This window comes from Paraburkholderia sediminicola (genome assembly GCF_046026855.1).
Taxonomy (GTDB): domain Bacteria; phylum Pseudomonadota; class Gammaproteobacteria; order Burkholderiales; family Burkholderiaceae; genus Paraburkholderia; species Paraburkholderia sediminicola_A.
Genome location: NZ_JAQQET010000028.1, coordinates 60761 through 72753, shown reverse-complemented (window position 1 = coordinate 72753; position 11993 = coordinate 60761). Strand labels below are relative to the sequence as shown.

General features: G+C 53.5%; 10 protein-coding genes. 5 read left to right on the top strand and 5 right to left on the bottom strand.

Annotation, left to right across the window (positions count from 1 at the left end; translation table 11 throughout):
- The first annotated feature begins 12 nt into the window (after nucleotides 1-12).
- The 4 genes from PQR40_RS27325 (at nucleotide 13) to PQR40_RS27310 (ending at nucleotide 4242) form a co-directional block, all read left to right on the top strand.
- Complete coding sequence (locus PQR40_RS27325) at nucleotides 13-735, top strand: maleate cis-trans isomerase family protein (protein ID WP_408392956.1); 723 nt, start codon at nucleotides 13-15, stop codon at nucleotides 733-735.
- Nucleotides 736-765: 30 nt separating this feature from the next.
- A complete protein-coding gene (locus PQR40_RS27320) occupies nucleotides 766-1566 on the top strand; it encodes a GntR family transcriptional regulator (protein ID WP_408392959.1) in 801 nt (266 codons plus the stop codon).
- 90 nt (nucleotides 1567-1656) lie between these two features.
- The gene (locus tag PQR40_RS27315) at nucleotides 1657-2388 is read left to right on the top strand and encodes an ABC transporter substrate-binding protein (protein ID WP_408392962.1); all 732 of its coding nucleotides are present in this window, start codon (nucleotides 1657-1659) and stop codon (nucleotides 2386-2388) included.
- A gap of 633 nt (nucleotides 2389-3021) precedes the next feature.
- Entirely contained in the window at nucleotides 3022-4242 is a 1221-nt protein-coding gene (locus tag PQR40_RS27310) for a porin (protein WP_408393127.1), read from the top strand.
- Nucleotides 4243-4383: 141 nt separating this feature from the next.
- On the opposite strand, the gene PQR40_RS27305 is transcribed toward PQR40_RS27310, so the two are convergent.
- Complete coding sequence (locus PQR40_RS27305) at nucleotides 4384-4905, bottom strand: RidA family protein (RefSeq protein ID WP_408392965.1); 522 nt, start codon at nucleotides 4903-4905, stop codon at nucleotides 4384-4386.
- 268 nt (nucleotides 4906-5173) lie between these two features.
- On the opposite strand from PQR40_RS27305, the gene PQR40_RS27300 reads away from it, so the two are divergent.
- Nucleotides 5174-6088: a LysR family transcriptional regulator gene (locus PQR40_RS27300; protein ID WP_408392968.1), complete on the top strand. Its 915-nt coding sequence runs from the start codon at nucleotides 5174-5176 to the stop codon at nucleotides 6086-6088.
- A 594-nt stretch (nucleotides 6089-6682) separates the two neighbouring features.
- Here PQR40_RS27300 and PQR40_RS27295 read toward each other — a convergent pair.
- The 4 genes from PQR40_RS27295 to PQR40_RS27280 form a co-directional block, all read right to left on the bottom strand.
- Nucleotides 6683-9316: an aconitate hydratase AcnA gene (locus PQR40_RS27295; protein ID WP_408510234.1), complete on the bottom strand. Its 2634-nt coding sequence runs from the start codon at nucleotides 9314-9316 to the stop codon at nucleotides 6683-6685.
- 507 nt (nucleotides 9317-9823) lie between these two features.
- Complete coding sequence (locus PQR40_RS27290) at nucleotides 9824-10552, bottom strand: amino acid ABC transporter ATP-binding protein (protein WP_408392973.1); 729 nt, start codon at nucleotides 10550-10552, stop codon at nucleotides 9824-9826.
- Nucleotides 10527-11264: an amino acid ABC transporter permease gene (locus PQR40_RS27285; protein WP_408392976.1), complete on the bottom strand. Its 738-nt coding sequence runs from the start codon at nucleotides 11262-11264 to the stop codon at nucleotides 10527-10529. The genes PQR40_RS27290 and PQR40_RS27285 overlap by 26 nt, the downstream gene beginning before the upstream one ends.
- A gap of 2 nt (nucleotides 11265-11266) precedes the next feature.
- Complete coding sequence (locus PQR40_RS27280) at nucleotides 11267-11959, bottom strand: amino acid ABC transporter permease (protein WP_408510248.1); 693 nt, start codon at nucleotides 11957-11959, stop codon at nucleotides 11267-11269.
- Between the last annotated feature and the right edge of the window lie 34 nt (nucleotides 11960-11993).

Genomic DNA, 11993 nt, shown 5'->3' with positions numbered 1-11993 from the left:
CGAATCGGCCTCATGGTGCCGTCGATCAACACAAGTATGGAAACTGAGTTTTGGGGCTTGGCGCCCAAGGGTGTTTCCGTGCATACAGCGCGTATCAACGGAGGGAGACTGGGGACTCCGGAAGAACTTCGAAACATGGAAAAGGAAGCACGCGTAGCAGCTGCGTCGCTCGCTAATACCGAGCCGGATATTGTCGTTTATGGTTGCACATCGGGCAGCTTTTTCGAAGGTCCGGAGTGGAATCAAAGAATTTGTGACGAGCTCGCGGAGATCGCGAAAGCTCCGGTGATTACAACTGCCGGCGCAATGGCCGAATGTGTTATCCGCAACGGCCACAAGCGCATAGACGTGGTAACTCCCTACGTTTCCCTGACAAATGAACGCCTTAAGGAGTTTCTGGCTCACCATGGGGTCTCGGTCGCAAACCTCGGGACCTTCGACATGCTCGACATGTTCGACCATGCTAAGATTCAGCCGGAGGATGTTTATCGCAAGGTTAAAGAAACTGTCAGCGGTGACACCTCGGCCGTATTCATTGCGTGCACACAGGTGCGCGCACTCGAAGTGGTGGAAATGCTTGAACAGGACCTAGGCATTCCTGTGTACTCCGCCACGCAAGCAACAGCTTGGTTGGCCTATGACACACTCGGCCTCGGCCCTGTGATCTCTGACCACGGCAGCCTTCTGCGGTCCCTCAGTCGAAACGGCTCACATCCATCCAAAGCACTAAATTAGCCGTCGTCAAGAAGGCGGCAGACCAATACCATGGGAAAAGAAAAGTCATCAGCCTTGCTTCCGACGCCGGCGCTACAGCGCCGCAGACCCGTACGAGCGGAGCCTGGCGCCACGCAAGGACTGGCGGCCGATGTAGTTCGTCCGGATCCGCTATATGACCAGATCTACGAAATCCTGTGGCAAAAGATTTTGAACTTGGAAATCACCGCGGGCACGCGCCTGAGAGATATCGAATGGGCGGAAAAGCTTAACGTCAGCCGAACGCCCGTGCGAGAAGCCCTTCGCAAGCTGCAAAAAGACGGCATGCTGGAGGCGTTGAGCAACGGTCGCTATGTCCTTAAGCGTATCGGCTCAAACGATCTACGAGCCCTGTATCGCTGTCGCGCTGCACTGGAAGCGCTCGCAATTCGAGACCTCGCGGGTCGCATCACGCCTAGAGAAGCTACCAAACTTCAGGCGCTCGTTGACGAGACTGTCGGTTGCCTTGAGAGTAAGGATTACAGTTCAGTATTCGCACTTCATTCTGAATTTCACGAACGGCTTACACAGCTTTGCGGCAACACCTATCTATTGACCCTGCTGGAGACTCTACGTCGACTCATCCTCTATGCACGGGCATCGTTACGGACCTTTGTTGATGCGGACGAGGCATTGAGCGAGGCATACGCACGGCAAGTTGAAACAAGTCAAGTGCACCATACCCGGATCATGGCATCAATCGCCGCTCGGGATTTCGACGGCGCGGCAGCACAAATGGAGACGCATCTTTTCGAAACAGCCGAAGACATGTGCCAGATCCTTGATCAGGTCCCGGTGCCAGATGCAAAGTAAAGTCGTTGTTGACAGCCTTATCAGTATCGCTGCGGGCGAGCGCATCGGATTCACTATACCGACGCTCTGAAAAATCGCGTTGGAGGAAGCATGGCACTTAACGAGGTGAAGGGCAGCATAGCTCCCACGGGAAAACTACGTGTCGCTATAAACTTCGGTAACGTTGTCTTGGCCCAACGTGATCCGGTTACGTCAGAGCCAAAAGGAGTTTCCGTAGATCTTGCGCGCATCGTGTCGGATAGGTTAGACCTTCCCGTGGAGTTTAACTATTTCGATTCCGCTGGTAAGGTTTTCGATGCAGTTGCGCAAGCAAAAATCGACGTCTGTTTCTTGGCAATCGACCCGTTGAGAGCAACCGAAATCGCGTTCACGCCGCCATACGTCAATATCGAAGGAACATATATCGTAAGGCAGGGAAGTAGCTACCACAGCGTTCAGGATTTAGACGCCAACGGCGTAAGAATTGCTGTAGGAGGTGGAGCAGCTTACGATCTGTTCCTCTCGCGCGCACTGAAAAGCGCGACCTTGGTTCGGTCGACAACGTCGGCGAGTGCAATCGCTGCATTCGCAGAGCAACAACTTGATGCAGCAGCCGGTGTGCGCCAACCCTTGCAGACATTCTCGCAGTCTCACGCTGGTTTCAGAGTTCTGTCCGACAGCTTTACCACTATCCACCAAGCAATGGGAGTACCGACTGGCCGCGGTGCCGCGCATCTGTATCTCACAGAGTTCATTGAGGAAATGAAGCGCACCGGATTTGTCCGGAAATCATTGGACGATTCTGGCCAAACTGACGCCGCAGTTGCCTCCGCCGCGACGTAACTAGTTTGAGACTATTTTCCTCAAGCCGCTGAACGTTCATTGCTCAGCGAGCGACGGGAGTCCTGTGTGAGGGACATAGTCAGCTCAAGCATCATTCGACGCCGACGCCCGCGTGGCCGATTCCCAGGTCGTAAGAGCGTAGTTTAGATGTTCTCGGCAACACCGTTCTGCACAATCCGCATCCCGAGGGGATCGTTCTCGTTTTTTCCAGAACGGCCAGGTCAACTCCAAGACAGCGCCGGCCTGTCCGCATATTGCCTGTAGACGCCGCATCAAAGCAGGGAACCCGGAAGCCAAATTTTGCGCACGCGTTGCTCCCGAGTAAGGCCCGCTCAACAGCCGTTCCTTGACGGAGAGATTTTTCAACGATTATCCGTCAGATCGGTCAATGAGGCGCGCAGATCGAAAGAGAGGAAGTCTTCACGTCTGACGAAATTGCTGGGTGTCGGGCAGCAGGTACCTGAAGACGTTGGTGGAAAGATCAATTATTCTAAATTTATTAATCGTTTATTTACTTAGGAGTACAAATCTATATTTTTAAAAAAACCGGCTTTGATTGAAAACTTGATGCTTCAGAGAAGTGCATCGGAACATACATACGTAACATTCGACCAAAGAAAAAAGGGAACAGCGATGAAGAGGACTTTTGTTTTAGGAAACCTAACATTATCTGGCCTTGCATTGGCAGCGAGCTCCGTTGCGTCAGCACAAACGAGCGTGACACTCTACGGTATCGTCGACGCTGGAGTTAGCTATCAATCTAGTCAAGCGACGCTCGGCTCGACTTCCGGCGGTGGATCGGCAGTGAAAATGTCCAACGGCGTCTGGCAAGGCAATCGGTTCGGGTTCAAAGGTGCCGAAGACCTTGGCGGCGGCACCAAGGCGATCTTTACCTTGGAGGAGGGATTCAACAGTGGGACAGGTGCCCAGTCAACCAGTGGACTAATGTTCAGTCGGCAGGCCTTCGTCGGCATAACCAACGAAACGTATGGATCGCTAACCGCGGGACGCCAGTATGAATCGTACTACCAGTTGCTGTCCCCATTCGGTCCAACTCAGTGGCTCTCGGGTTACTATGGTGCACACCCAGGAGACATAGACGAACTGGATACAAGCTATCGAGCAAACAATACGATTCTCTACACGTCTCCAACGCTCTACGGTCTAACCGCGAGCGGGTCCTATTCACTTGGTGGCGTCGCCGGCAGTGTGAACCGCGGGTCAACATGGAGTGCAGCACTTCAATACGCGCGGGGTCCGTTCAGTGCCGGTGTTGGTATCTCCCGGATTAACAATTCAGCACTCGGAGGTGGCGCTTTCGGTGCGGATTCGACAACTTCAAATGCAGGTGCACAAGCGGGAGTATCCGCGTTAACGAACGGTTATCAGACAGCGCAGGCTCAGCAGCGTTTCGCGATTGGGGCGAGCTACGTATTTAGTAATGCTCTTGATATCAGAGCGGTTTATACAAATGTTCAATATATTCCGGGCATTGCCTCGAAGTTCCACGACGAAGCAATCTTCAATACCGGAGGTGTCGTCCTGCACTGGAAAGCAGCGTCCGCATGGGATTTTGCCGCTGGATACACTTATACACGCGCAACCAAGGCCAACGGAATCACGAGTAGTGCGCAATACCAGCAATTTAACCTCACGGAATACTACTCTCTGTCCAAGCGAACGGGTCTTTATGCATTAGAGGCATATACACGTGCTGGCGGCAAGACCCTTGGCACAGGTGGGGCGGCAAGCATCATCAACGCTACCGCGACCATTGGCGACGGCTTCAACTCGACGCCCTCCTCATCTCGGAGCCTGTTTGCAGCAGGTGTGGGTATTGTCCACCGGTTTTAATTGAATCGTTATTGGCAGAGACGTGCGCCGCTTTCTGCGGCGCCGTCAACGACCTAAGCCGGCATAGACAGAAGATAGCTGCGAACACATACCACAGGTCTTTAACCGAGGACCGGACGGCAAATCATAGGCGAACGAAACCTAGCGCTTGACCAGCAAAATAGCCTCAATTTCCACCGTCATTCCGTGAGGCAACGAAGCCATTCCAATCGCGGATCTGGCATGGCGGCCGACGTCACCAAAGGCCTCGACGAAAACGTCAGAAAACCCGTTGATAACCTGAGGGTGATATGCAAAATCCGGGGTGGTGTTGACCATCCCAAATACCTTTAATACGCTCTCTACATTGGCAAGGTCCCCGACGGCAAGCTTTATCGTCGCCAACATATTCAACGCTGTTAGCCGAGCTGCTGCGTATCCTGGCGCAACATGCTCCAGTTCGCTAAGTTGTCCGCACATATATGTGTTATCAGCTAGTCGCGGACCGTGACCAGATAAATACAATATGCGATCGTAAAGACGAAACGGCACGTAGTTCCCTGTCGGGGCCAACGCCTCGGGTAGCTGAATCCCAACTCCAGCGAGTCTGTTTTCCGGATGCACGATGTCAAATGATGGATTAGTTGAATTGTTGCCGACTTTAAACGTCTTGATTACAGCCACCACAAATCACTGAGCACTATTTTGCAAATCGCAAATCATCGATTTCCCAGAATTGTTGAAAATAATGATTCTATTAATGGATTTCTCCAGATTTCTTCTTAAATAATAAAATTAAAACCAAGATCTATTGGCCAGACAGCGTCTGGCAACAATTAGACGCAGAGACATCCACGCTTTCAGTGTAGGGCACTCGACAAATTCAAAAAAGCGATAAAATTCGATCTATACTGATCACTACTTTTGATGCACTTTTAGGCGGGAAACGAACATGATGACCTTCAAGCAACTTGAAGCGCTCTACTGGGTTGTGAAACTCGGTGGCTATCATCCTGCCGCCCTAAAGCTCCACACCGCGCAATCCGCAGTTTCCAAACGCATTCAGGAGCTTGAGTCGCAGTTGGGCGTGGAGCTGTTTGATCGGACCGAGCGCTCTTCCCGGTTGACCGAAAAAGGCGACGAACTGGTTCGCTATGCGCAGCAGCTGCTTGAGCTGCGCGACGAGGCAGCGTCAAAAGTCTGCGACTCCTCTTCGATTAGTAGAACTGTTCGTCTAGGGGTAACCGAACTCACGGCGATGACATGGCTTCCTCGCTTCACCGCAGCGATTCAAGAGCGCTATCCAAGGGTTGTTGTTGAGCCCGACGTGGACGCCAGTTTAAACCTTCGAGAGAAAATGTTGGCCGACGAGGTAGATCTCGTGATTATTCCCGAAGCGTACAACGAACCTCGGTTCGTATCTGAACTCGTCGGAGAGACACACAACCTGTGGATGTGCAAGCCCGGCCTGATCGATACCGACAGACCTCTGGCACTCAAGGATCTCAGTGACCAACCGTTACTCGCGAATAGATCCGGCCCCGGACTCATCTATGACCGTTGGTTCAAATCCGTAGGTTTTGTCCCCGTCAAGCGACTCACAAGCAATAGCATTGTTGCGCTGGTCAGCTTCGCGGTGTCAGGACTCGGGATAACATACCTGCCTGCTTCGGCTTTCCAGCATCTAGTGCAGGCTGGATTCCTCACTATACTTGACGTGAGCCCCCCGCTGCCGCCCATACGATACGTCGCCATGTATAAGACCAATCGCGGGAGTGAACTGATCTCTTCGCTCGTTCATTTGGCGCAAGGTTGTTGCGACTTCTCAAATAAACTCCAAACGATCCCAACATGGGATCGATCGTGATTGTAACGGCGCCAGAGCCTCCTGATCCACCCGCAGCAACAGGTAAGGATTGACGTGAATTACCTCGATCAAAACAGGACGGCGCCGTAGACGCGACTCCCCAAACCATCGGCCGAGAACTGAACAATGCGGAGGCGGTCCAAAGCACACAGCGTCTCTGCGGTGGCATGGTGTCTCCCTTATAATTTACGGAGGTTGCGCGGTCATCGTGTACTCGCGGCGCCCAAAGGAATTGAAGCCAGAGAGTCAGACAACAAAGCGATTGATGTCTGTTTTCGTTCACCCGTCCGCTGCAACTTCTCGATCACTTTTACGTTCAAGTCATAGACCTGGAGCACATAGGCAGCGCCGTGGGAGGCATCCGCCTCGACTACTACCACTCCCGGGATTTCCCGTATGACATCTTTTCCCGGAAGCGCCGATCAGTGCCGTGCTCCATCACTTCAATTCCCACTACACCGGGCGGGTGCCACAATCTCGTAATCGGCAACCCAAGAGCACACGATATGCCGATCTCGCTAAATATCTCATAGATGCGCGAGGCAGATCCGAGGTATGCCGCTACCTGTCCACCCTGCCCTCTCTCGGAGAGTTCTAGTCCTGCCGCGCACTGGTGGTCAAGTGTCGACGCAAAATGGAAGGAATGATCCCTCCGCTTTTCAACAGTTCACATTCAGCTTCTGTTTCGATCGCCGCGATGGCCTCGATCTCTTCGACCTCGCCAGTCGCCCGAAGCACTCGAACAAGCACTGGACAACGTGGATGAATTGCGTCAGGTACTGAATTGATCTCTAGTTGGTCTCCTACGTGCAGCATCAAGACGTTCGGATGCGCATTTCCGGGTAGTAGAAGCGGCAAAATTCCCATTCCGATCAGGTTGGAGCGGTGGATTCGTTCAATGCTGACGGCCAGCACGGCACGGACGCCGAGAAGCCAAGGGCCCTTCGCGGCCCAATCGCGGGATGAGCCAGTTCCGTATCGAGCACCCGCAACAAGTACGACATTGTGTCCGTCGCGCCGATAGCTCTCAGCCGCCTCCGGGATAGGAGTTATCCGGCGAGTGGGGACATGTACGGTGTTTCCAACTGGAATGTCCGGCATCATTAAGTTCCGAAGCGACCTATTGTAAAACGTTGCGCGGACCATGACCTCCCAGTTACCCCGTCGCGAAGAGAAAGCTCCCAGATCATCGCGGCGCTCACCACGAGCGGAAAGAAAATCGGCGGCGCTGCTCGCCGGCGGAATCGCGCTACCCGGTGCAATGTGGTCCGTCGTAACGTCATCTCCCAAAACCATCAGTGGATAAGCAACATAACGTCCAAGACGAACCGTATTCTCCCGCGTAACATAGGGAGGCCGGCGCAGCACAGTGGACTCGGCATTCCACGGGAAAACCGGACCGCTCTGAGCCTCAATCTCGTTCCAGATCGAGTCCTCAGTAGCCTTTGCGAATGCCGCGCCAAAATCAGCCGCATTCACTCCTTTCTTGACATACTCCGCGATCTCCTCAGGCTTTGGCCAGAGATCGTGTAGATAGACGGGTACACCGCTCGGCGAAATCTGTACGGGCGTCTGCTCAAAATCGATCTCTGCGTCCCCGCTTAGGGCAAAAGCTACCACGAGTGGCGGCGACATGATGAACGAGAGGTTCAGATCTGGATGAACCCTCCCGGGAAAGTTTCTATTGCCGGATAAAACGGCGACAGGTTCCACAGTCTTTGCGGCATGTGCGGCACGGACTTGTTCCGTCAGCGGACCGGAGTTTCCAATGCAGGTTGTGCACCCAAATCCAACAATGTCAAACCCGAGAGCAGAGAGGTCCTCCGCTAACCCTGATCGCGCAAGATAAGATGCTGCTGCCGGCGATCCCGGTCCGAGGGACGTCTTAGTCCAACCGTTCATCTGTAGGCCATACTCACGTGCCTTCCTCGCCACGAGGCCGGCAGCGATCAGGAGAGCTGGGTCGGTAGTGTTGGTACAACTCGTAATTGCCGCTATAGCAACCGGGTATCTTGGCAGATCCCTGTCCACGCCAACGGGAGCGTGACCCGCTTCAGCCAATGCCGCAGGAATCCCGCCGATCTCCACCGAATCCTGCGGTCGCCTTGGACCAGCGATTCGACGACGGATCGAATCCAGACCAATATCAACCACCTGGGTGTACTGCGGCTCGACCTTTGGGTCAAACCATAGGCCTGACGTCTGCATGTACCTTCGAACCAACTCGGTATTCTCAGACGATCGACCCACTCCCTGTAGATAGGACAGGGTACGCTCATCGACTGGAAAATAACCCGTCGTCGCGCCGTACTCGGGCGCCATGCTGGCCACAACGCAGCGCTCACCAACGCTCAGGGTTGGAACACCAGAGCCAAAGAACTCCACAAACTCCCCCGAGATGCCCGCGGCCCGAAGCCGATGGGTTACTTCCAGGGCCAAGTCTGTTGCGAGAATCCCCGCACGCAAACTACCCGACAGCCGAACACCGACGACGTTCGGAATGCGCAAGATGATTGGCGACCCAAACATTATCGCCTGAGCCTCCAGTCCACCAACACCCCAGCCCAGAACACCCACGCCGTTTATTAGAGGGGTATGGCTATCCGTTCCAATCACAGTATCCGGAATAGCCCAAGTCCCTGAATCGTAGGACACCTTGCGAACAACCGTCGTTAGTTGCTCCAGGTTAAGCGTGTGCATGATACCCGTGCCCGGTGGGTGGATACGCACACCACCCAGCTCTTCCGATGCCCATCGAAGGAATGCATACCGCTCTCGATTGCGCTCCAGTTCGCGTCGGAGGTTCAATCGAGCCGCGTTTCGCGTCGCGAAATGCTCAACCGTGAGGGAGTGGTCCATTGAAGCGTCAATCGGCACGATTGGGTTTAACGCTCTTGGATCCCCTCCAGCCGCCAAAACTACGTCGCGCATCGCAGCAACATCAACGAATGCAGGCGTGCTGGTCGTATCTTCCATCAGAATTCTTGCGGGACGAAACTCGATGGTCGAGTCGCTGGAAGACGACTTCAGCCAGTCACGAATACGCGCGACCGCCGTTTCTCCTTCGGCAACAGTCCCGTGCCGGACGGCATTTTCCAACAGAATGCGAAGGACGAAAGGCACTCTCGGATTGTCGAGGCCGAGCAGACCGGGAAGATCGACGAATCGAAAAACAGACTCGCCTATATTTAGATCGCTACAAGCGCGCGAACTCGACTGGCTTGCCATCGTGGATACCTCTTTGAGTTAAACATCAAGCTTCAGCCCGCCGATAGTCGGAACTCTCTTCTTTTGTCGAGCAACTATCAACGTCGACTTGAGATTCCTGACTGTGTGTTTCGTGCGGCGCAGCCACCGCATGGGACATTTTCGATCGCCGTACAATACTGATACTGCAATCATGAAATCTGTCCCTGCGGACTTCCATTTCAATCGGACAGCCCCGAAACTGCCAATGCAACCACGCCCATCGCTCCGACTGATCGCTAGAGCAGACCGGCGTGCGCATCGTCACAACGCCCGGACTTCCGGAGGAATCCAATTTACCAACGCGCTTCGCCCCCCCGCAGGCCCCTTCGACCTCTCGACGTTGCTCAAAGACTGCGCAACGTCGCAATTGATAACGGCAGTAATGCGAACGGAGCGAGCGTGGGATCGACAGTGCCTACAACTCGCATTTGGATGATGCGGTTGGGCATAAATCCAAAGTCAAATCTGACGCGCGACAGTTTCGCCTCAATGCGAACAAATATCTGACAGGAAGGTCTGGGCCCGCGGATGAGTGGGCCTGGAAAAGAACTTCGTTGGCGAAGAGTCCTCCAGTACTTCGCCCTGATCCATGAACCAGACGCGATCGGCGACTTCACGCGCAAAATTCATCTCATGCGTCACGCAAGCCATAGTCATGCCGTCCCTAGCGAGGTCCTTCATCACGCTCAGAACCTCACCGACCATCTCGGGATCGAGCGCGCTCGTCGGTTCGTCGAAGAGCATGACGGGCGGATCCATAGCGAGTGCGCGGGCAATGGCGACGCGTTGCTGTTGCCCTCCTGACAATTGCTGTGGATACGCCGCAGATTTATGTGCCAGACCCACCCGGTCGAGTAGGGCCATGGCTTTGTCCACCGCCGCCCTTTTGCTCATCAAATTAACCTTAACGGGTGCAAGGCAAATGTTGTCGAGCACGGAAAGGTGGGGAAAGAGGTTGAATTGCTGAAATACAAACCCGACACGGCTTCTGAATTTGTTCAGATCCAACTTGGGGGCATGGACGTCCTGTTGGTCCAACTTGATTACGCCCTCTTGAATCTCTTCAAGCCTGTTGACAGTACGAATGAGAGTGGACTTTCCCGATCCAGACGGTCCACAGACGACGACCACCTCGCCTTTCGCGATTTCCGCGTTAATGTTGACGAGAGCGTGATACTCGCCATACCACTTATTCACTTTGGAGAATTGAATCATTTGAGTAACTCCGCGCTGTTGCAGGTCTGCCGGAACGTCGACGCTCAATACGACGTTCAAGGAAGTTGGCTAGTTGAGATAAACAGAAACACACTACAAAATACATCATAGCGAGTGTCAAAAAGACCGCGAGCGGTCGCGTCAGCAGGCTGTTGTTTACCTGATTTGCAGAATAGGTCAGTTCCTGCACGCTTATCACGTAGCCCAGCGACGTGTCCTTTATAGTTGAAACGAATTGAGTGACGAGGCTCGGTACCATGTTGTACAGCGCCTGCGGCAAGATAATACTGCCCGTTGTCTGCCGGTAACTGAGACCCAATGCCCTTGACGCTTCGGTTTGCCCCCTCGGCAAGGCCAAAATCCCTGCGCGGACTACTTCAGACAGGTACGCGGCCGTGTAGGCAATGAGAGTGCAAAGTAGCGTCGTGAACCCGGACACGCTGTGTTTCAAGAGCAGCGGCACCATGAAATAGCTCCAGAATATGAGCATGATCAAGGGTACGCCGCGTATTAAGTAGACGAACACGGTGGCCGGCACGCTGAAAAGGCGCAAAGATGAAAGGCGTGCAAGCGCTAGCAAGATGCTTATCGGGAACGAAATAATCAAGCCGAAAATAGATAAAAGCAATGTTAGCGCCAATCCGCCTAACGGGCCTTCTGGAAATTGCCCAACCAGAAGAATATGCCAATTTTCATAAAAGATATCTAACACACTCACCTCGACGGAATACGGGTGGTTCGCCCCACAACAGCTCCCACGAACATGAGGCCGAGCGACACAACGAGATAAAATACTGTTCCGACCAGATATGTCTCGAAGGTACGAAACGTGTGATTTTCGATTTCCTGAACAGCGTAGGTTACTTCGGCAGCGCCAATAGCCATTGCAAGGCTAGTATTCTTAAAGAGCAACACGGTATGATTGATAAACGGAGGCAGGGCAATCCGGAAGGCTTGGGGCAGAATGACATAGCGCATCGACCCAAGATAGGTCAATCCGAGTGACCGTGATGCCTCGTGCTGACTCCACGGGATAGACCGCAACCCGCTGCGAATGTCCTCGGAAAAATAGGCCGCCATACATAATCCGATTGCGATCGAGGAGAAAATAACTTCTCCATTGTGCGCATTTGTCCACACTTGAACATTCGCCGGCAGCAGCGTCGCGACGCCGAAATACCAAAGTAGGATATGAACAAGGACCGGCACGTTCCTATGAAATGCGATATATATCGCAACAAAATATTCTGCGATTTTGCTGCCGGACATGCGCATCGTTGCGAGGACAGTACCAAGTCCGATTGCTAAAATCCAGCTTGAGACCGTCAGCCAAACTGTAAACTCGATTCCGTGGAGAATCTGGGTTCGATATTGCGGCAGAAAGATCGCAGAGAAATCGAGATGCATTGACATGACGGGTCTCAATAAGCAATTTAGATTG